This is a genomic window from Stutzerimonas stutzeri, from assembly GCF_009789555.1.
GTDB classification, from domain to species: domain Bacteria; phylum Pseudomonadota; class Gammaproteobacteria; order Pseudomonadales; family Pseudomonadaceae; genus Stutzerimonas; species Stutzerimonas stutzeri_R.
Map to the genome: position 1 here is coordinate 4,428,930 of NZ_CP046902.1, position 21,828 is coordinate 4,450,757.

The following is a 21,828-nucleotide window of genomic DNA, read 5'->3' on the forward strand; positions in this document are numbered from 1 at the left end:
AAGCCAGCGCAAGCGGGTGGCGCGCCAATGCGCTGGACATTGAACGTCTCATCGAGCGACACCCGCTGCGCCGACTCCCCAGCCGGGCCGTCGGGCCCAGACGGCAGCGCTATTCGAGCTACACGCTTCTGGCCGCTTCCTTTACCATCGGCCTACTTTCGACACGAGTTCCAGCATGTACATCTACCGACTGGTGCTGCTCCTGGTGGTGGGGATCTATCTGTTTTCCCCCGCGATCATGGACTGGTGGATCGACCCCAACGGCGCCTGGTACCGGCCCTATCTGTTGTGGCTGATCCTCATCGTGGTGACGTTCATCCTCCAGAGCCAGCGCGATGCAGACGAGCTTTAGCCTCAGCCACCTGATCCTGATCAGCGTTGCCTACCTGTTGGTGCTGTTCGGCGTGGCCTGGGTCAGCGAGCGCGGCTTGATACCGCGCTGGGTGATCCGCCACCCGCTGACCTATACCCTGTCGCTGGGCGTCTACGCCAGCGCCTGGGCGTTCTATGGCACGGTCGGCCTGGCCTATCAGTATGGCTACGGATTTCTCGCGACTTACCTGGGCGTTTGCGGCGCTTTCCTGCTGGCTCCGGTGCTGCTCTACCCGATCCTGCGCATTACCCGTACCTACCAACTGGCCTCGCTGGCAGATCTGTTCGCCTTCCGCTTCCGCAGTACCTGGAGTGGTGCGCTGACCACGCTGGTGATGCTGATCGGCATGCTGCCCCTGCTCGCCCTGCAGATCCAGGCCGTGGCCGACGCCATCGGGATCCTCACCCACGAGCCGCTGCAAGAACGCGTGGCCCTGGGCTATTGCGTGATGATCATGCTGTTCACCATCCTCTTCGGCGCCCGCCACATCGCCACGCGGGAGAAGCACGAGGGGCTGGTGTTCGCTATCGCCTTCGAGTCGGTGGTCAAGCTGCTGACCTTTGGCGCGATCGGCCTCTATGCGTTGTTCGTGGTCTTCGGCGGCCCGCACCAGCTGGAAATCTGGCTGCTGCAGAACCAGTCGGCGCTACAGGCATTGCATACCCCGCTGCAGGAAGGCCCCTGGCGTACCCTGTTGCTGGTGTTTTTCGCCTCGGCCATCGTGATGCCACACATGTATCACATGACCTTCACCGAGAACCTGAATCCGCGCGCCCTGGTCAGTGCCAGCTGGGGCCTGCCGCTGTATCTGTTGCTGATGAGTCTGGCCGTGCCGCTGATACTCTGGGCCGGCCTCAAGCTCGGCGTCAGCACCAACCCCGAGTATTTCACCCTGGGCCTGGGGCTGACCGCACAGAGCGAGGCGCTCACGCTGCTGGCCTTCGTCGGCGGATTATCCGCCTCCAGCGGATTGATCATCGTCAGCACGCTGGCCTTGTCGGGCATGGCACTCAACCATCTGGTACTGCCGCTGTACCAGCCGCCCACCGAAGGCAACATCTATCGCTGGCTCAAATGGACCCGCCGCAGCCTGATCCTGGCCATCATCATGGCCGGCTACGGTTTCTACCTGCTGCTTGGCGCAGAGCAGGACCTGTCCAACCTGGGCATCGTCGCCTTCGTCGCCACGCTGCAGTTCCTCCCGGGCGTCCTCTCGGTGCTGTATTGGCCGACCGCCAACCGCCGTGGCTATATCGTCGGGCTGCTCGCCGGCATCGCCGTCTGGATCGTCACCATGTTGCTGCCGCTGGTGGGCAACCTTGACGGCTTCTACATCCCCCTGTTCAACGTTGTCTATGTGCTCGATGACACCAGCTGGCATCTCGCGGCGATTGCATCGTTGGCAGTGAACGTGTTGGCTTTCTCGCTGTTCTCGTTGTTCACCGAGACCAGCGCCGAGGAACAGGCCGCCGCCGAAGCCTGCGCGGTGGAAAACGTGCGCAGACCACAACGGCGCGAACTGGCCGCCGCCTCGCCGCAGGAGTTCGCCACGCAACTGGCCAAACCACTGGGTGCCAAGACCGCCCAGCGCGAAGTGGAACAGGCGTTACGCGATCTTCAGCTGCCCTTCGATGAACATCGCCCTTATGCGCTGCGCCGATTGCGGGATCGCATCGAGGCCAACCTGTCCGGCTTGATGGGCCCGAGCGTCGCCCAGGACATCGTCGAAAACTTCCTGTCGTACAAGAACGGCGCTGACGGCTACGTGACCGAAGACATTCACTTCATCGAGAGTCGCCTGGAGGACTATCACTCGCGGCTGACCGGCCTGGCCGCGGAGCTCGATGCACTGCGCCGCTATCACCGCCAGACGCTGCAGGAATTGCCCATGGGCGTGTGCTCGCTGGCCAAGGACCAGGAAATCCTGATGTGGAACCGGGCGCTGGAGGAGCTGACCGAGATTCCGGCGTTGCAGGTGGTGGGCTCACGCCTGTCTACCATCGCCGAGCCCTGGAAAAGCCTGCTGGCGGACTTCATCGAGCAGCGTGAAGAACACCTGCATAAACAGCGGTTGCAGCTCGATGGCCACAGCCGCTGCCTGAACCTGCACAAAGCCGCCATTGCCGAGCCGCTAGCCCCCGGCAACAGCGGCCTGGTATTGCTGATCGAGGATCTCACCGAGACCCAGCAACTGGAAGATCGCCTGGTGCACTCCGAACGGCTTGCCAGCATTGGACGGCTGGCGGCCGGCGTCGCCCACGAGATCGGCAACCCGATCACCGGCATCGCCTGCCTGGCGCAGAACCTGCGCGAGGAGCGTGAAGCTGACGATGAGATCAGCGAGATCAGCAATCAGATCGTCGAACAGACCAAGCGCGTCTCACGTATCGTCCAGTCGCTGATGAGCTTCGCCCATGCCGGCGGCAGGCAGCAGGATCTCTACCCGGTGAGCCTGGCTGAGGTTGCACAGGATGCGATCGCCCTGCTCTCGCTTAACCGCCGCGGCACCGAGGTACGCTTTTTCAACCTCTGCGACCCCCGTCATCTGGCGGAAGGTGATCCGCAACGCCTCGCCCAGGTACTGATCAACCTGCTCTCCAACGCCCGCGATGCATCGCAGCCCGGCGGCGCGATTCGGGTGCGCAGCGAGCAAGCCGAGCAGACCGTCTACCTCATCGTCGAAGACGAAGGCAGCGGTATTCCCCAGTCGATTCAGGATCGGCTGTTCGAGCCGTTCTTCACGACCAAGGACCCCGGCGAGGGGACCGGCCTGGGCCTCGCGCTGGTCTATTCCATCGTGGAAGAGCATTATGGGCAGATCAATATCGACAGCCCGGCGGACCCGGAAACACAACGCGGTACTCGTTTCCGCATTACCCTGCCGCGGCATGTCGAGGCGACAGACCATTGATTGACGAAGCGATGGGCGTTGTTCGTCCGGTATCGACCACGAGCGACCCAGACTGCAACGGGCTGTTCCGGCGCTTGCGCACCATGACGCTGCAAGCCTGCACTGGTAGACCGACGCCGTATCGCCACAGCTTGCGCAGGCCATGGAACGCGCGCCTCGGCGCGCTTGCCAGCAGCCTGTAGCCGCCTTCAGACCGTCGAGAGAGTACTGATGTCACATATTCTGATCGTCGAAGACGAAACCATCATCCGCTCCGCCTTGCGCCGGCTCCTCGAACGCAACCAGTACGAGGTCAGCGAAGCCGGTTCGGTGCAGGAAGCGCAGGAGCGCTACAGCATTCCGGGTTTCGATCTCATCGTCAGCGACCTGCGCCTGCCCGGCACGCCCGGCACGGAGCTGATCAAACTCGCCGAAGGCACCCCGGTGCTCATCATGACCAGCTACGCCAGCCTGCGCTCGGCCGTGGACTCGATGAAAATGGGCGCAGTGGACTACATCGCCAAGCCCTTCGACCACGATGAAATGCTGCAGACCGTGGCCCGCATCCTCCATGATCGCCAGCAGGCAGCCGCCGCGCGCCCCGCCGTTTCACGCAGCGGCACGAACGCAACCGAGCCGGCCGCCGAGGGCAGCACGGGCAACAGTGGCATTGGCATCATTGGCCGTTGCGGCCCGATGCAGGACCTGTTCAGCAAGATCCGCAAAGTCGCGCCGACCGATTCCAATGTGCTGATCCAGGGCGAATCCGGCACCGGCAAGGAGCTTGTCGCGCGTGCCCTGCACAACCTTTCCCGTCGCGCCAAGGCGCCGATGATCTCGGTCAACTGTGCCGCCATCCCGGAAACGCTGATCGAGTCCGAGCTTTTCGGTCACGAGAAAGGCGCTTTCACCGGTGCCAGCGCGGGCCGTGCCGGGCTGGTAGAAGCAGCCGATGGCGGCACCCTGTTCCTCGACGAGATCGGCGAGCTGCCGCTGGAAGCACAGGCGCGGCTCTTGCGCGTGCTTCAGGAGGGTGAAATCCGGCGTGTCGGCTCCACTCAATCGCAGAAGGTCGACGTCCGTCTGATCGCCGCGACCCACCGCGACCTGAAAACCCTGGCCAAGAACGGGCAGTTCCGCGAGGACCTCTATTACCGCCTGCACGTGATTGCCCTGAAACTTCCGCCACTACGCGAGCGCGGCGCCGACGTGCTTGAAATTGCCCGGGCGTTCCTGGCACGGCAGAGCGAACGCATGGGCAGCGAGACGTTGCACTTCTCTCGCGAGGCCGAACAAGCCGTGCGGCACTACACGTGGCCCGGCAACGTGCGCGAACTGGAAAATGCCATCGAGCGCGCGGCGATCCTGAGCGAGAGCGAGGAGATCAGCGCGGAATTGCTCGGCATCGACATCGAGCTCGACAACCTCGACGACGATTTCGATGAGCCTTGCGCGCCGCTAGGCGCCTCCGTCTCGACCAGCAATGAGCCGACCGAGGATCTTTCGCTGGAAGACTATTTCCAGCATTTCGTGCTCGAGCACCAGGACCACATGACCGAGACCGAACTGGCCCGCAAGCTTGGTATCAGCCGCAAATGCCTGTGGGAGCGCCGACAGCGGCTGGGTATTCCTCGCCGCAAGTCGAGCGCCACGGGGTAGCGGGTTGTTACCCACCCCACCGATACGTAACAGAAACCGGGTTCATCGGTAACGAGGACCCGGTTTTTCGTAAGCGCGATTTACCCCGGAAAATCACAACACACTGATAATAAAGGGTTTTTAAAAACTGGCACGGCAAATGCTTTCTATCTGGCACAACAACAATAACAAGCAGACCCACAATAAGAACAAGACGTACCGGCTCTAGCAAAACAAATACAAGAAGGCGGAGGCGTAGCTAACTGATTCTTTTGGAGAGGAAATGCCAAATGGGGTTTGACCCCACAACCAGGCCGAGAACAACAAAAACTGCCTAAGCAGTGCCTGAACTGGTTGGATCGAGGATCGATGGCAAATCAGCGACCAAAGAAATCCGTTTGCTCTTTGCTCCCATCGTAGGAGCAATTCCCGGACGCGATAGCCGAAGGGAACGGGTGATCAAACAAAAACAACACGCCCGAAATACTAATAACAACAAAGCACGCGACATCATTTAAAGGGGGAGCTTCGGCTCCCCCTAGTGCTTTCTGGCGCCAGCCGTGTTTTGACACCTCCCCACGCTTCGTTCACCATCCCTGCTCCTGGTGCTAGAATCCACGCTCGTTTCGTGGCTATTCGCTTCGCCACCCTGTCATTTCGCCACACAGTGCCTCTCATGCTGAAAAAGCTGTTCCAGTCTTTTCGTTCTCCCCTGCGCCGCTTCCCGCATCCCCGTCGCACACCCGAAATACTGTCCAGCCGGCAGCATTCGCTGCATCGCAACGATCTCAGCCGCCACGCCGTCAGCGTCGTCGAAAGGCTTCAGCATGCCGGCTACGAGGCTTACGTCGTTGGCGGCTGCGTCCGCGACCTGCTGCTTGAACTGGACCCGAAGGACTACGACGTCGCCACCAGCGCCACGCCCGAGCAGGTGCGCGCCGAGTTTCGCAACGCCCGGGTGATCGGCCGTCGCTTCAAGCTCGTCCACGTGCATTTCGGTCGCGAAATCATCGAAGTCGCCACCTTCCGCGCCAACCATCCCGAGGTGGATGACGAAGAAGCCAATCCCCTGGCCTCACGCAACGAAAGCGGACGCATCCTTCGCGACAACGTCTACGGCACGCTGGAGGACGACGCCCAACGCCGAGACTTCACCATCAATGCGTTGTACTACGACCCCTCGAGCGAACGAATCCTCGATCACACCCATGGCGTTCGCGACATTCGCAACCGGTTGATCCGCCTGATAGGCGATCCCGAGCAGCGTTACCTGGAAGACCCGGTGCGCATGCTTCGTGCGGTTCGCTTCGCCGCCAAGCTGGACTTCGAGATCGAGCAGCACAGCGCCGAGCCCATCGCCGACCTGGCCGACCTGTTGAACGAGGTGCCCTCGGCGCGTTTGTTCGACGAGATCATCAAGCTCTTTCTCGGCGGCAAGGCCGAGCGCACCTTCGAGCTATTGCTGGAGTACGACCTTTTCGCGCCGCTGTTCCCGGCCAGTGCTCAAGCGCTGGAAGACAACCCCGAGTATGCCGGTACGTTGATTCGCAATGCCCTGGCCAACACCGACCTGCGCATTGCCCAGGGCAAGCCGGTCACTCCGGCATTCCTGTTCGCCGCCTTGCTGTGGCCGGCCCTGCCGGCGCGCGTCGCCGAAGCCCAGGACCGGGGCTTGCCGGCCATACCGGCGATGCAGGAAGCGGCGCACGAGCTGATCTGGGGACAATGCCAACGCACGGCCATTCCGAAGCGTTTCACCATGCCGATGCGGGAAATCTGGGACATGCAGGAACGCCTGCCGCGCCGCCAGGGACGCCGCGCCGACCAGCTGCTGGACAACCCGCGCTTCCGAGCAGGCTACGACTTTCTGCTGCTGCGTGAGAGCGCCGGCGAACAGACCGGCGATCTGGGCCAATGGTGGACCGATTACCAGGAAGCCAGCGAGAGCGAACGCCGTAACATGATTCGCGCGCTCAGCAATAAGGACGAAGGCGGCGCGCCTCGCAAACGGCGCCGCAGCGGCCGACGCAAACGCGGCCCGAACGAAAACGCACCGGCGTCCGCCGATTAAATGGAACGGGTCTACATTGGCCTGGGCAGCAACCTGGCCGAGCCACGCGAGCAATTGCGCGGCGCACTGAAAGCCCTGGCGGCCTTGCCCGCGTCACAGCTCGTCGACGTTTCGTCGCTGTATGCCAGCGACCCGCTCGGCCCGCCGGACCAGCCGCGCTACAACAATGCCGTCGCGGCACTCGAGACGGCGCTGACGCCGCTCGAGCTGCTCGATGCGCTGCAGGCCATCGAGCGCGCCCAGGGGCGCGAACGCAAGGCCGAACGCTGGGGCCCGCGAACGCTGGACCTGGATATCCTGCTGTTCGGCGATCAATCGATCGACGTACCGCGCCTGAAGGTCCCGCACTATCACCTGCACGCACGAGCCTTCGTCCTGTATCCACTCGCCGAAGTGGCGCCTGACGCGCTGCGACTGGCCGATGGCCGATTTCTCGCCGACCTGCTCGCAGCCTGCCCCTTCGAAGGGCTGGAACGTCTGAGCGAAGCCTTGTAACCAACCGGTAACAGTTGTAACGGCGCAGGTAACACTCCCGATTGACTTAGCACGCCGCCATCGGGACTATAAGCGCCCGCTACCGGCACGCATCGAATTGGGGCACCTGTGCTCTATCGCTGACGCTCCGAGTGCAACCGTGACCCCTCAGAGGCTCTAGGAGGACGGCATTCATGCCAGACGTAACCCTGACCACCCTGCAAGGCCTCAAGCAGAAAGGCGAGAAGATCGTCATGCTGACCTGCTATGACGCCACCTTCGCCAAGACCGCCTGCGAAGCGGGGGTCGAAATGCTGCTGATCGGCGATTCACTCGGCATGGTTCTGCAAGGACACGACAGCACGCTGCCCGTGACTGTCGAAGAAATGGCCTACCACACCGCCTGCGTCAAACGCGGCAACCGTGGCGCGATGATCGTCGCCGATCTGCCCTTCATGGCCAACGCGACGGTCGAACAGACGCTGGATAACTCGGCGAAACTGATGAAGGCCGGTGCCCACATGATCAAGGTCGAGGGCGCGGCATGGCTGGCCGAGTCCATCGGACTGCTTGCCGAACGCGGCATCCCGGTCTGCGCCCACATGGGGCTGACCCCCCAGGCGGTGAATATTTTCGGCGGCTACAAGGTCCAGGGCCGCCAGGACGCTCAGGCGCAGCAGATGGTCGCCGATGCCAAGGCCCTTGAAGCCGCCGGAGCGGCCATGTTGTTGCTCGAATGCGTGCCAAGCGAACTGGCTGCCCGTATCACCCAGGCAGTAAGGGTTCCTGTGATCGGCATCGGCGCCGGCAGCGACACCGATGGCCAGGTCCTGGTATTGCACGACATGCTCGGGCTGTCGCTCACTGGGCGCGCGCCCAAGTTCGTCCGCAACTTCATGACCGAACACGGCAGCATCCCCGCCGCCATCGCCGCCTATGTCCAGGCAGTGAAGGCCATAGAATTCCCCGCAGCCGAACATGGATTTTCCGCATGAACGTGGTCAAGACCATTGCCGACCTGCGCGCCGCGGTGACGCGCGCCCGTGGCGAGGGCAAGCGTATCGGCTTCGTGCCGACCATGGGCAACCTGCACGCCGGCCACATCGCGCTGGTAAAGAAAGCGGGTCAGCGCGCCGAATTCGTGGTGGCGAGTATTTTCGTCAACCCGCTGCAGTTCGGTCCCAACGAGGATCTGGCAAGCTATCCGCGAACCCTCACGGCCGATCAGGAAAAGCTTTTCGAGGCGGGCTGCCATCTGCTGTTCGCCCCGGGCGTCGAGGAGATGTATCCGCACGGCCAGGCCATGCAGACGATCGTCCGTGTACCGGGCGTATCGGAAGGGCTCTGCGGCGGCAGTCGCCCCGGCCATTTCGATGGTGTTTCGACCGTGGTCAGCAAGCTGTTCAACATGGTGCTGCCGGATCTGGCCGTGTTCGGCCAGAAAGATTTTCAGCAGCTGGCCGTGATCCGCACCATGGTCCGCGACCTGAACATGCCGATACAGATCATTGGCGAGCCGATCGTGCGCGCCGAAGACGGATTGGCGTTGTCCTCGCGCAATGGTTACCTCAACCCGGACGAACGGGCCACAGCCCCGGCGCTGTTCCGCACGCTCACGCAGCTGGCGCAGACCATACGCGGCGGGGATCGCGACTATCCCACGCTCGTGGCCCAGGGGCGGCAAATGCTGCAAGACGCCGGCCTGCGACCCGATTACCTTGAGGTTCGCGACGCGACGAACCTGCAGCCAGCCGCCGCCGATACGCGCGAGGTGGTGATTCTCGCTGCCGCCTACCTGGGCAAGACCCGCCTGATCGACAACCTGCTGGTCGACGCCGCCGCGCCCGCCTAGGCGTAATCTCCCGACTATCGGACCGCACCCGACGCCCCTCGGTATTGATCACATCCGAGGGTTCGGGCACACTCTGCGCCGCTTGCGCACCCGGAGGAACCCGCCATGCACGCCATCATGCTCAAGGCAAAACTGCACCGCGCCCAGGTGACCCACTCGGTGCTGGATTACGAAGGCTCCTGCGCCATCGACGGCGACTGGCTGGACTTGGCCGGTATCCGCGAATACGAGCAGATCCAGATTTACAACGTCGATAACGGCGAGCGTTTCACGACCTATGCCATTCGTGGCGAGGAAGGCTCGAAGATCATCTCCGTCAACGGCGCAGCCGCCCACAAGGCCGGCGTCGGTCATCGACTGATCATCTGTGCCTATGCGCACTACAGTGAAGCCGAATTGGCCAGCTTCAAGCCGCACGTGCTCTACATGGGCGCCGACGGTGACCTCAGCCATACCAGCAACGCCATTCCGGTTCAGGTCGCCTGAATTCGAATGAGTGGCTCGAAAGCCCGCAACGCCCAGGCGCTGCGGGCTTTTTTGTGGCCGGACATTGATCCCGCCGGGCGAAAATCTGCAAGAGGCGCCAGCAGTCGAGCTACCATCGAAGCCTACGCAGCATCCGCGCTCGGAACGCCGGGCGTTTTTCCAAGTCAGACTGTCTCGGCGGCGCAGGAAGCGCTACCGCCGCTTCGTTGAGTCGGAGCGGTACGCACCCGGTGCATTCAGGATGAATGCCAACGCGTCAGCATGATCGAATGACTGTCCAAGCGCTGTGGCCGCTCCGGCCTCCCGGAGTCGTTCACACCCACGGACAGTCCGCCAAGCAAAGGAAGCAGCACTACGATGAGCTATTACCAGCACCCTCTCGATGCCACCGGCCTGTCGTCCTGGAAGGCCTTGGAAGAACACCGCCTGGCCATGCAGAACTTCAGCATGCGCGAGGCATTCAAAGCCGATCCGACTCGCTTCGAGAACCTGTCGGTTTCCTGCTGCGGCCTGTTTCTCGATTACTCGAAGAACCTGATCACCCCCGAAACCCGCACGCTACTGGTCAACCTGGCCCGTGAAGCCGGCGTCGAGCAGGCTGCTCATGCCATGTTCGAAGGTCAGCGAATCAACGCATCGGAGAACCGTCCGGTGCTGCATACGGCGCTGCGACGCCCGATGGGCGACTCGGTCATGGTCGACGGGCACAACGTCATGCGCGATGTTCACGCCGCGCTGGCGCAGATGACCGATATCGTTACCCGTATCCACAACAATCTCTGGCGCGGTTTCAGCGACAAGACCATCACGGACGTGGTGAACATTGGTATCGGGGGATCGTTCCTCGGCCCGCAGCTGGTGTCCGAAGCGCTGCTGCCGTTCACCCAGCACGGCGTGCGCACCCACTATCTGGCGAACATCGACGGCAGCGAATTCCGTGAAGTGACGGCCAAGCTGAACGTCGAGACCACGCTGTTCATCATTTCCAGCAAGACCTTCGGTACGCTGGAAACCTTGAAAAACGCCCAGGCTGCGCGCACCTGGTATTTGGGCAAGGGTGGCACCGAAGAGAAGCTCTATCGCCATTTCATCGCCGTGACCAGCAACAAGCAGGCCGCGATCGATTTCGGTATCCGGGAAAAAAACATCTTCCCGATGTGGGACTGGGTCGGTGGGCGTTATTCCCTGTGGTCGGCAATCGGCCTGCCCATCGCCCTGGCCATCGGCATGTCCAACTTCAAGGACCTGCTGTCCGGCGCCTACAGCATGGATCAGCACTTCCTCAGCGAACCGTTCGAAAGCAACATGCCGGTCCTGCTGGCCATGCTGGGTGTCTGGTACCACAACTTCTGGGGCGCGCAGAGCTATGCCTTCCTGCCCTACGACCATTACCTGCGCAACTTCGTCAAACACCTGCAACAGATGGACATGGAGTCCAACGGCAAGAGCGTGCGTCAGGACGGTACGCCCGTTTCCTGTACCACCGGCCCGGTCATCTGGGGCGGCGTCGGCGCCAACGGCCAGCACGCCTATCATCAACTGCTGCACCAGGGCACGCCGCTGATTCCCGCTGACTTCATCGTGCCGGTGGTCAGCCACAACCCGGTGGCCGATCACCACGAGTGGCTGTACGCCAACTGCCTGTCTCAGAGCCAGGCGCTGATGCTCGGCAAAACCCGCGAGGAAGCCGAGGCCGAACTGCGCGCCAAGGGCCTGAGCGAAGCCGAAGTGCAGCGCCTTGCGCCGCACAAGGTGATCCCGGGTAACCGGCCGAGCAATACCGTGGTCATGGAGACCATCAGCCCCGGCCGGCTCGGTGCGCTCATCGCCCTCTATGAGCACAAGGTGTTCGTGCAGGGCGTAATCTGGGGCATCAATTCGTTCGATCAATGGGGTGTGGAACTCGGCAAGGATCTTGGCAAGGCCGTCTACGGTCAGATGACCAGCTTCGATGCACCGCTGGCCGAAGACGCCTCGACGCAGGGCCTGATCGACTTCTTCCGCAGCCGTCATCGCGGCTGATCGCCACAGCAGGCCGGACGGCCCATATGCCGTCCGGCTCTGCGCAGCTCGACGATACCTTTCGCCCGGGGTTCGCGCCCGGCACACGGGGGCAGGCCGGCGGACCTGCGTGTGCGGTACTATCTGGTTTCCACAACCACGCAGACGCCCTCGATGGAGTTCGTTCGCCGTCATATCGAATCACAGGTCCTCAGCCTCACCGGCCTGGCCATCGGCGGTGTGGACTATGAGCACCCGCCAGGCGATCCCGGCCTGTTCGGCCCGGACTCGGTCTGTTGGCGCGTGCACGGCGACTTCACCTCGATGCTGACCGGCGGCATCTGCGCCCTGCTGCTGCAAGCGCTGCACCCGCTCGCGCTGTCCGGCGTATGGGACCACTCCAACTTCCGCGACGATCTGCTCGGTCGGCTGCGTCGTACCGGGCAGTTCATCTCGGCGACCACCTTTGGCAGCCAGGCCGATGCGCATCGACTGATCGAGCGCGTCCGGGCCATCCACCTGAACGTCACCGGCCATGCGCCCGACGGCCGCCCTTATGCGGCCTACGATCCCGACTTGCTGACATGGGTGCATGTGGCCGAAGTCAGCAGCTTTCTCAAGGCGCACCTGCGCTACCTCAACCCGCGGCTTACGGGACCCGATCAGGACCGCTACTACGCCGAAGTCGCACGCATCGCCGAGGCGCTCGGCGCACGAGACGTACCGCGCACTCGTCAGGAAGTGGACGACTACTGGCGGGCGATCCGCCCCGAGTTGCGCTGCGACGAACGCTCGCGTGAAATCGTCCGCATCCTGTTCGACGCGCCAGCCCCCAGCCGTCTGGCCAAGCCATTCGGCGCACTGATGATGCGCGCCGGGGTGGACCTGCTGCCGGACTGGGCGAGCGAAATGCTCGGCCTCTCACAATCGATCCACGAGCGGCAGCTGATTCGGATGGCGGTCAGACGCGCCGCCCCAGTGCTGCGCTGGGCCGTACGAAGCGGCTCGGTGCATCGAGCCCGACGGCGCATGGGGCTGCCCATTCGCTAGCATGACCGACGGGTTTCGCAGGTGGAGCCCCCGGAGCGGCTATGCCAACATGGACGCCCCGCGGGCGCCCGCACCTTCTCGAGGTTCGCAGCATGCAAGAAGTCGTTATCGTCGCCGCCACCCGTACTGCTGTAGGCAGCTTCCAGGGCGCGCTGGCCAATATTCCTGCCGCTGACCTGGGCGCCGCGGTGATCCGCCACCTGCTCCAGCAGTCGGCGATCGACGCCGCCGAGGTCGATGAAGTGATCCTCGGCCAGGTCCTGACCGCCGGCGCAGGCCAGAACCCCGCTCGCCAAGCCGCGATCAATGCCGGCCTCCCCGATGCGGTGCCGGCGCTGACGCTGAACAAGGTCTGCGGTTCAGGCCTGAAGGCGCTCCACCTTGCCGCCCAGGCGATCCGCTGTGGCGACGCCGAGGTGGTGATTGCCGGGGGCATGGAGAACATGAGCCTGGCGCCCTACGTCATGCCGGCCGCCCGTACGGGCCTGCGCATGGGCCACGGTACGTTGGTCGACAGCATGATTCAGGATGGCCTGTGGGACGCCTTCAACGGCTACCACATGGGCATCACCGCCGAAAACCTGGTCGACAAATATGGCATTACCCGCCAGGAGCAGGATGCCTTCGCCGCCTCGTCCCAGCAGAAAGCGGTAGCCGCCATCGAGGCCGGGCGCTTTCGCGACGAGATCACGCCAATCGAGATTCCCCAGCGCAAGGGTGAGCCTCTGCGCTTCGACACCGACGAGCAACCTCGCGCCGGCACCACCGCCGAAAGCCTGGCCAAGCTCAAGCCGGCGTTCAAGAAAGACGGCAGCGTTACGGCCGGCAATGCGTCCAGCCTCAACGACGGAGCCGCCGCCGTGCTGATGATGAGCGCCGACAAGGCCAGGGCGCTGGGCGTGCCGGTGCTGGCACGCATCGCCGGTTATGCCAGCGCCGGGGTCGATCCCGCCATCATGGGCATCGGCCCGGTATCGGCGACCCGTAGGTGCCTCGAGAAGGCAGGCTGGACGCTCGAGCAGCTCGATCTCATCGAGGCCAACGAAGCCTTCGCGGCGCAGGCCTTGTCGGTCGGCAAGGCGCTTGGCTGGGACGCGGAGCGGGTCAATGTGAACGGTGGCGCCATCGCCATTGGTCACCCGATTGGCGCCTCGGGCTGTCGCATTCTGGTAACGCTGTTGCACGAAATGATTCGCCGCGACGCCCATAAGGGACTGGCCACACTGTGCATCGGTGGCGGACAGGGCATTGCGCTGGCAATCGAGCGCTAACGCAGCACCGTCGGGTGAGCACGCCGGCCCTCCGCCGGCGTTTTCCGATAAACTGCGCGCCCTTCCTATCCCCGAGTCGCCGCGCATGCCTTCTCTCGAACAGGCGCTGCACGCTGCCTACCGCCACCGCGAGTCTCTGCTGGCCCAACTGCACGCCCAGAAGACCGACTGCTATCGACTCTTCCATGGTAGCCAGGAAGGCGCGCCAGGCCTGACGGCCGATCGTTATGGCCCGCTGTTGCTGGTGCAGAGCTTTCATCAGTCCCTTGAACGTGGCGCGTTGCTGGCGCTGCACGAACAGCTGTGTACACACCTCGGCGAACCCTTGCTACTGGTGTACAACGACCGGTCCCAAGGCAATTCGCGTATCGATCGAAACGATTCGGTGTATCGCGCCGACCCAGCGGGGCTGGAAGATCAGGTTGGCCGGGAATGGGGTCTCAACTACCGCGTCCGTGCGCGCCACAGCGGCCAGGACCCGCTGTTGTTTCTCGACCTGCGCAACACGCGCGGCTGGATCAAGGCCAACAGCGCCGGCAAGTCGGTGCTCAACCTGTTTGCCTACACGTGCGGGGTCGGTCTCTGCGCAGCCGCGGGCGGCGCGCGCGAAGTGTGCAACCTGGACTTCGCCGAAAGCAACCTGGCGGTCGGTCAGGAAAATGCCGCGCTCAATCCCTCGCTGGCGCCGATGCAGTTCATCCAGTCCGATTATTTTCCGGCGATCCGGCAACTGGCCGGCCTGCCTGTCATGCAACGGCGCGGGCGGGCGCTGCCGGCGTATCCCGTCCTAGCGCCGAGACAGTTCGACCTGATCCTGCTCGATCCCCCGGCCTGGTCGAAAAGCGCATTCGGAACCGTCGATCTGCTGCGCGACTATCAAAGCCTGCTCAAACCTGCCCTGCTGGCCACGGCCGACGATGGCACGCTGGTCTGTTGTAACAACCTGGCGAAGGTCAGCCTGGAAGACTGGCGCGAACAGGTCCTGCGCTGCGCGACGAAGGCGGGGCGCCCGGTGCGCGATTGCGAGGTCCTGTCGCCTGCCGAGGACTTTCCATCCATCGACGGGCGACCGCCGTTGAAGGTCCTCAGGCTGCAACTGTGACGCAGCCAAGCAGCAACACCTTAGAAGAACGCGCGTGTCATGCCATACTCCAGGCGAGCCCATCGCCTGGAATGTAGATCCGCATGCCCAACGGAATGAAGCGCGCGCTCGTCGGCCTGATGACCGCATTGGTTTGCTACTGCCTGCTCGGCTTCCTGATACTGCCCGGCATCGCCCAGCGTGTCGTCAATCAGCAGCTGGTCCAGTACGCCACCGTACCGGCCCGTCTGGAACGCATCGAATTCAACCCGTTCAGCCTCGAACTGACGCTGTTCGGCTTGCGCCTCGGCGAGGCCGATCAGCCGCAGCTGGGCTTCGAGCGCCTCTACCTCGACCTGGCATGGAGCAGCCTCTGGCGCCGCGCGCTGCAGATTGACGACATCGAGCTGGTTCAGTTGCACAGCGAAGTCGTGTTCGACCAGGACGGCGTGCTCAACCTGACACAGCTGTTCGATATCCCCGCATCCGACGAGCAGGCGCAGGACGCTGAGCAAGAGCCCTTCGCGCTGCGCATCGGCCGGCTAAAACTGGTGGAAGGCTCGGTCCGCTTCGCCGACCAGCGGCCCGACGAGCCTATCGATTTCTTGCTCGATTCACTGAACTTCGAGTTGCTGAACTTCGCCACCCGCTCGGATGACGCGGCCGATGCGGTACTGGTCGCAACCGGTCCCAGCGGCGCCCGGGTAGACTGGACCGGGCAGATCAACCTGACGCCCATCAGCTCGTCCGGCCAGTTGAAGATCAGCAACCTGATGCTGAAAGATTTCTGGGCCTACGCGCAGGACGCCGTACCCCTGCGCCTGCACGAAGGCCGGCTGAGTTTCGCCAGCGACTATCGGCTCGATCTTGCCCAGCGCACCGAGCTTCAACTGAGCAATCTCAGCGCGCAACTGGCGCCCCTTGCGCTCGACACTCCGCAAGGACAACCGCTGGTGCGCCTGGAGAACCTTGAGATCAGCCAAACCTCGCTAGACCTGGCCAGGCAACAGGTGGTGATCGGTACGCTGCGCAGCCGTGCGCTGGAGACCTGGGTAACTCGCGAGGCAGATGGCGAGCTGAACTGGCTGAAGCTGTTGGCACCGTCTGCGGCCGCTGAGTCCAGCCAAGGTCCCGAATCGGAAGACAACGCAGGACCGACCCCATCGACCGAGTCGAAAGAGAGCACCGCGGCAAACCAGAGCCCCTGGCAGGTTCTGCTGCGCGATGCGCAGCTGCGCGACTATCGAATTCATTTGAATGACCGCGTACCCGAGGGTGGCGTCGCGCTGGAGCTGGGTCCGCTGAATCTCGACGTGTCCGACTTCGACAGCCTGGGCGCCTCGCCTTTCGGTCTGGCGCTGAACACCGGAGTCGGCAATCAGGGCGCGCTGAAGGCCACTGGGCAGTTGCAACTTCAACCGGCTACGGGGCGACTGGAAATCACTACACAGGACATCGATCTGCGCCTTGCCCAGGCCTACCTGACGCCATTCGCCCATCTCGAATTACGCAGCGGGATGCTCGCAAGTCAGCTCGAATTCGAGCTCACCGGCACTGACCCACTGGCATTCAATCTGGGCGGAGCGGCCGAAGTCACCCAGCTGCACACGCTCGACACCATCAAGAACCGCGACTTCGTCAAATGGCAGCGACTGCACCTGGGCGGCCTGGATTACCAGCACCCTCGGCAGTTGCAGATCGAGCACATCGACCTGGTCCAGCCCTATGCGCGCTTCATCATCAACCCAGACCTCACCACCAATATCAACGACCTGCTGGTGGCGCCATCAACGCCAGCCGAACAGGCTGCCGCTCCAGCGGCGACGGAACAGGCGGAGCCGATGGCCATCCGTATCGGCGGCATCGCGATAGACACCGGTTCGGCCAATTTCTCCGATCTGAGCTTGCGCCCGCCCTTCATCACCGCGGTGCAAGAACTGAATGGCCAGATCGGGACGATCGACAACCGGGCCCAGCAGCCGGCCACGGTCGATGTGCAAGGCAAGGTCGACCGCTACGCACCGGTCAGTATCAAGGGCAACCTGACGCCCTTCGATCCACTGCAAAGCCTCGATATCGCCACGCGCTTTCGGCAGGTGGAACTCACCACGCTTTCGCCCTACTCCGGCAAGTTCGCTGGCTACCGTATTCGCAAGGGCCGGCTCGACCTCGACTTGCACTACCGCATCCAGCAAGGCCAGTTGAATGCGCAGAATAAAGTCGTGCTGCAGCAACTACAGCTCGGCGAGAAAGTGGACAGTCCCGAAGCGGTCGATCTCCCTGTGCGACTCGCCGTTGCGTTGTTGAAAGACACACGCGGCACCATCTCGCTCGAACTACCGGTACAGGGCAACCTCAACAACCCTCAGTTCAGTGTCATGCCGATCGTCTGGCAAACGCTGCGCAACCTCGTCGCGCGTGCGGTCCAGGCGCCGTTCAAGTTTCTCGCCGGCCTGGCCGGCGGCGAGCAGAGCGACCTTAGCCAGGTCCTGTTCGCCCCGGGCAGCAGCGAGCTGGATGAGCAGGCACGGGGCAACCTCGCGAAGCTGGCAGAGGCGCTAAAGGAACGGCCTGTGCTGCGTCTGGAGGTTGAGGGACAGAGTTCTCCGCAAGCTGACGGCCCCTTGCTGGCCGAGCAATGGTTGCAACGCGAATTTCAGGAAACCTGGTACAAGGTGCTGCAGCGCCGAGGCGATAAGGTACCCGCCGATCCAGGGCTGCTCGAAATCGGCGAGGAGGAAAAATCCGCCATGCTCGAAGGCATTTACCGCAGCCGGCTCGGGCAGCAGCCACCGGCTCAATGGACCGAGCTGGACGAGCAGGCGCGCAGCAAGCGGATGCGCGATGCCGTGCTGGCCAGCCGCGCGGATAGCACGGCCCTGCTGCGCAACCTGAGCCGCGCCCGTGCCGCCTCGATCAAGGACTACCTGGTAGACCAGGGTGGCCTGAGCGATTCGCGGGTCTATCTGCTGGACACCGGTATCGCCCAGAGCGAGCAAGCGGGACAGATTCCGACTTCACTGCATCTGGGGACCGAGTGAATGCCTGCCCGGCCTCATCACGTCCTGCTGTGGGTGTTGATCGTTGCCGCGCCCCTGTCCCGGGCCGACACGCTACGCTGCGGCAGCCAACTGATCAGCACCGGCGAGCGCTCATTCGAGGTCGAACGCAAGTGTGGAGCGCCGGTGCAGCGCGATCTCGTCGGTTACACGCTGGGCCCCTACGCTAGGCAGGAACGGGTGATAGAGGAATGGATTTACGGGCCCGATAACGGCATGCTCAACATTCTCACCTTCGAAGGCAATCGCCTGATACGCATCGAGTCTCGCCGCGCCCATTGACCGGATAAGGATTTCTCATGCCGCTCGCCGCTCCCCTGCTCTTGCTCAGCCTGCTTGCGTTCGCCTGCAGTGCCCAAGCCTCTTCCACCCATCGCTGTGGTAGCGCGCTGGTCAGCCTCGACGCGTCGACTGGCGAAGTCCGAAGCAAATGCGGCGAGCCCGCCAGCGCCTCGCTGGTGGGCTACAAGGAAGTCGTCGACGATCACGGTTATCGCCATGAAGTTCAAATCGAGGAGTGGGTCTATGGGCCGACCAGCGGGATGTATTACTTCCTGCGCTTCGAAGGGAATCGACTGCGGCAGATCGATAGCCAACGCGGCCGTTGAAAAACGAAAACCCCGCACGGGGCGGGGTTTCGTGTGTGCCCAAGGGGCGACCGGCTTGATTTAGTCGGCGGCTTTCAGGCCGTCCGCAGCCACGTCACGCACACCTTCGATGGACTTGGCCTTGTTGATTGCAGCTTCACGCTCGGCCTCGGTGGCGACCGTGCCGGACAGCGAGACAACGCCGTCCTTGGTTTCAACTTCGATATCCATGCCAGGGGTGGCGTCTTCAGCCAGCAGGGAGGATTTCACCTTGGTGGTGATCCAGGTATCGGAGGTGGCGTCGCCGGCCTTTTCCACGGTGTCGCTGGCTGCCAACATGACGGTATCAGCCTTATCCAGTGCTGGAGTGGTGTCGGCGAAAGCGGCACCTGCCAGAGGCAAGCTCAATGCAACGGCAGCGGCAGCAGCGGTAAGAGAGTTCTGGATCATGTTCATAGTGGCACTCCTGTTTTTCTTCAGATATCTGTGGCATCTATTCCGACCACAGCTCACGAAGAATGTCGCAAGCGACATGCCACTTTTGGTCTTATAGAAAAGACATATAAATCAATCACTTGTGATTTTGCAGTAGCTTAACGCCACTAGCACACTGCATGTTTGGCCTCAGCGAAGCGTGCAAGTTGCAATCAAATTACCGCTTGATAGGCCCTTAGAAATGAAAAAAGGACCCCGAAGGGTCCTTTTTCTGATGCCGCTGTTGCGCTTACGCGCCAGAAGCTTCAGCCGCCGCCACGTCTTTGATGGACAGCTTGATACGGCCGCGGTTGTCCACGTCCAGCACCAGCACCTTCACTTCCTGGCCTTCCTTGAGGACGTCGGTGACCTTCTCCACACGCTGATCACTCAGCATGGAGATGTGTACCAGACCGTCCTTGCCGGGCAGGATGTTGACGAAGGCACCGAAGTCAACGATGCGCTCGACCTTGCCAACGTAGATCTTGCCAATCTCGGCCTCGGCCGTGATGCCCAGCACGCGCTGCTTGGCAGCCTCGGCAGCTTCCTTGGTCTCACCGAAGATTTTGATCGAGCCATCGTCTTCGATATCGATCGAAGCCTTGGTTTCTTCACAGATGCTGCGGATGGTGGCGCCACCCTTGCCGATCACGTCGCGGATCTTGTCCTGATCGATCTTCATCGCGATCATCGTCGGGGCGTTGGCCGACAGCTCGGTACGCGACTGAGCGATTACCTGGTTCATCTGACCGAGAATGTTCAGGCGCGCTTCCAGTGCCTGGCCCAGCGCGATTTCCATGATCTCTTCGGTAATGCCCTGGATCTTGATGTCCATCTGCAGCGCGGTAACGCCCTTGGCGGTACCCGCGACCTTGAAGTCCATGTCGCCCAGGTGATCTTCGTCACCGAGGATATCGGTCAGTACAGCGAACTTTTCGCCTTCCTTGACCAAGCCCATAGCGATACCGGCGACCGGCGCCTTCATCGGCACACCGGCGTCCATCAGCGCCAGAGAGGCACCACAGACCGAGGCCATCGAGCTGGAGCCATTGGACTCGGTGATTTCCGACACGACGCGGATGGTGTACGGGAATTCGTCAGCGCTCGGCAGCATGGCGGCAACGGAACGACGGGCCAGACGGCCGTGACCGATTTCGCGGCGGCCGGTGGCGCCCATGCGACCACACTCGCCCACCGAGTACGGCGGGAAGTTGTAGTGCAGCATGAAGGGGTCTTTCTTCTCGCCTTCAAGGGTATCGAGCAGCTGTGCGTCGCGCGCGGTACCGAGGGTGGCAACCACCAGAGCCTGGGTTTCGCCACGGGTGAACAGCGCCGAACCGTGAGTCTTGTCGAGTACACCGACTTCGATGTTCAGGCCGCGTACAGTGCGGGTGTCACGGCCGTCGATACGCGGCTTGCCGTTGACGATGTTCTCGCGGACGGTGCGGTATTCGATTTCGCCGAAAGCGTCTTTGACTTCAGCGGCGGACGGCTGACCTTCCTCGCCGGAGAACTTGGCGACGATCTGGTCACGCAACTCGCCCAGGCGGGCGTAGCGGTCCTGCTTGATGATGATGGTGTAGGCCTGGGAGATGGCCTCGCCGAACTCGCTACGAATCGCATCGAGCAGCTGAGTGTTTTCCGCCTTGGGCTGCCAGTCCCAGGTTGGCTTGGCCGCTTCGGCAGCCAGCTCGGTAACCGCCTGGATCACCGCCTGGAATTCATCATGGGCGAACAGTACGGCGCCCAGCATCTGGTCTTCGGTCAGCTCTTTGGCTTCGGATTCGACCATCAGCACGGCATCTTTGGTACCGGCCACGACCATGTCCAGGCTCGACGCCTTGAGCTGCTCGTAGGTCGGGTTCAGCAGGTAGCCGGTTTCGGGATGGAAGGCGACGCGTGCGGCACCGATCGGGCCGTTGAACGGGATGCCCGAAATCGCCAGCGCGGCGGAGGTACCGATCATCGCAGCGATGTCCGGATCGGTCTTCTTGCTGGTCGATACGACGGTACAGATGACCTGCACTTCGTTCTGGAAGCCTTCCGGGAACAGCGGGCGGATCGGGCGGTCGATCAGTCGCGAAGTCAGGGTTTCCTTTTCCGAAGGACGCGCTTCACGCTTGAAGAAGCCACCGGGGATCTTGCCGGCTGCGTAGGTTTTTTCCTGATAATGGACCGACAGGGGGAAAAAACCCTTGCTCGGATCAGCAGTCTTGGCACCGGTTACCGCGACCAGAACCGTGACGTCATCGTCAACGGAGACCAGTACAGCACCTGAGGCTTGACGGGCGATACGGCCTGTCTCGAGGGTTACGGTCGACTGACCGAACTGAAATTTCTTGATTACCGGGTTCACGGTGGTTCCTTCTCTATGTTGCCTTGGGGGAAACTTTTCTACGCGCCGCCGCGGGCCATGCCTCACGCGGGACGCTTGTTGCGAATTCTTGGGCAGCGGCGGGAATCGAACCCGTACGCTGTCCGAACGTGCTCCGCTGAAAGGCAAAAGCTGGAAGCAGGGTCG

Annotated in this window: 17 protein-coding genes; 15 read left to right on the forward strand and 2 right to left on the reverse strand. The window is 62.7% G+C overall.

The features are described 5' to 3' along the window. Positions 1-175 precede the first annotated feature (175 nt). The 15 genes from GQA94_RS20600 to GQA94_RS20670 all read left to right on the forward strand — a co-directional run bounded on the left by GQA94_RS20600 (position 176) and on the right by GQA94_RS20670 (position 18,854). Positions 176-352, forward strand: a complete 177-nt coding sequence (locus GQA94_RS20600; protein WP_003095129.1) for a hypothetical protein — start codon at positions 176-178, stop codon at positions 350-352. After that, positions 336-3,284, forward strand: coding sequence for a sensor histidine kinase (locus GQA94_RS20605; protein ID WP_158189761.1), 2,949 nt, complete (start codon positions 336-338; stop codon positions 3,282-3,284). The genes GQA94_RS20600 and GQA94_RS20605 overlap by 17 nt, the downstream gene beginning before the upstream one ends. Before the next feature lie 210 nt (positions 3,285-3,494). Further along, complete coding sequence (locus GQA94_RS20610; protein WP_158189762.1) at positions 3,495-4,922, forward strand: sigma-54-dependent transcriptional regulator; 1,428 nt, start codon at positions 3,495-3,497, stop codon at positions 4,920-4,922. A 655-nt stretch (positions 4,923-5,577) separates the two neighbouring features. Then, the gene (locus tag GQA94_RS20615; RefSeq protein ID WP_158189763.1) at positions 5,578-6,972 is read left to right on the forward strand and encodes a polynucleotide adenylyltransferase PcnB; all 1,395 of its coding nucleotides are present in this window, start codon (positions 5,578-5,580) and stop codon (positions 6,970-6,972) included. Next, the gene (gene folK / locus GQA94_RS20620) at positions 6,973-7,467 is read left to right on the forward strand and encodes a 2-amino-4-hydroxy-6-hydroxymethyldihydropteridine diphosphokinase (protein ID WP_158189764.1); all 495 of its coding nucleotides are present in this window, start codon (positions 6,973-6,975) and stop codon (positions 7,465-7,467) included. Between the two features lie 173 nt (positions 7,468-7,640). Then, positions 7,641-8,441, forward strand: coding sequence for a 3-methyl-2-oxobutanoate hydroxymethyltransferase (panB, locus tag GQA94_RS20625; RefSeq protein WP_158189765.1), 801 nt, complete (start codon positions 7,641-7,643; stop codon positions 8,439-8,441). Beyond that, positions 8,438-9,298, forward strand: coding sequence for a pantoate--beta-alanine ligase (gene panC, locus GQA94_RS20630; protein WP_158189766.1), 861 nt, complete (start codon positions 8,438-8,440; stop codon positions 9,296-9,298). Before panB ends, panC begins: the two co-directional genes overlap by 4 nt. Before the next feature lie 105 nt (positions 9,299-9,403). After that, positions 9,404-9,784, forward strand: a complete 381-nt coding sequence (gene panD, locus GQA94_RS20635; RefSeq protein WP_025240609.1) for an aspartate 1-decarboxylase — start codon at positions 9,404-9,406, stop codon at positions 9,782-9,784. 357 nt (positions 9,785-10,141) lie between these two features. After that, on the forward strand, positions 10,142-11,806 hold the full coding sequence (gene pgi / locus GQA94_RS20640; protein WP_158189767.1) for a glucose-6-phosphate isomerase: 1,665 nt from the start codon (positions 10,142-10,144) through the stop codon (positions 11,804-11,806). A 153-nt stretch (positions 11,807-11,959) separates the two neighbouring features. After that, positions 11,960-12,835 carry an oxygenase MpaB family protein gene (locus tag GQA94_RS20645; RefSeq protein ID WP_158190187.1) on the forward strand — a complete coding sequence of 292 codons (876 nt, stop codon included), beginning with the start codon at positions 11,960-11,962 and terminating at the stop codon, positions 12,833-12,835. Positions 12,836-12,927: 92 nt separating this feature from the next. Further along, complete coding sequence (locus tag GQA94_RS20650) at positions 12,928-14,106, forward strand: acetyl-CoA C-acetyltransferase (RefSeq protein ID WP_158189768.1); 1,179 nt, start codon at positions 12,928-12,930, stop codon at positions 14,104-14,106. A gap of 85 nt (positions 14,107-14,191) precedes the next feature. After that, complete coding sequence (locus GQA94_RS20655; protein WP_158189769.1) at positions 14,192-15,208, forward strand: class I SAM-dependent rRNA methyltransferase; 1,017 nt, start codon at positions 14,192-14,194, stop codon at positions 15,206-15,208. An 83-nt stretch (positions 15,209-15,291) separates the two neighbouring features. Beyond that, positions 15,292-18,228, forward strand: coding sequence for a DUF748 domain-containing protein (locus GQA94_RS20660; RefSeq protein WP_158189770.1), 2,937 nt, complete (start codon positions 15,292-15,294; stop codon positions 18,226-18,228). Beyond that, positions 18,229-18,528 carry a DUF2845 domain-containing protein gene (locus GQA94_RS20665; protein ID WP_158189771.1) on the forward strand — a complete coding sequence of 100 codons (300 nt, stop codon included), beginning with the start codon at positions 18,229-18,231 and terminating at the stop codon, positions 18,526-18,528. Positions 18,529-18,545: 17 nt separating this feature from the next. Beyond that, entirely contained in the window at positions 18,546-18,854 is a 309-nt protein-coding gene (locus GQA94_RS20670) for a DUF2845 domain-containing protein (protein ID WP_158189772.1), read from the forward strand. Between the two features lie 60 nt (positions 18,855-18,914). On the opposite strand, the gene GQA94_RS20675 is transcribed toward GQA94_RS20670, so the two are convergent. Both GQA94_RS20675 and pnp read right to left on the reverse strand, forming a co-directional pair. Beyond that, the gene (locus GQA94_RS20675) at positions 18,915-19,289 is read right to left on the reverse strand and encodes a BON domain-containing protein (RefSeq protein WP_158189773.1); all 375 of its coding nucleotides are present in this window, start codon (positions 19,287-19,289) and stop codon (positions 18,915-18,917) included. A gap of 268 nt (positions 19,290-19,557) precedes the next feature. Next, positions 19,558-21,663, reverse strand: a complete 2,106-nt coding sequence (gene pnp / locus GQA94_RS20680; protein WP_158189774.1) for a polyribonucleotide nucleotidyltransferase — start codon at positions 21,661-21,663, stop codon at positions 19,558-19,560. Positions 21,664-21,828: the final 165 nt, after the last annotated feature.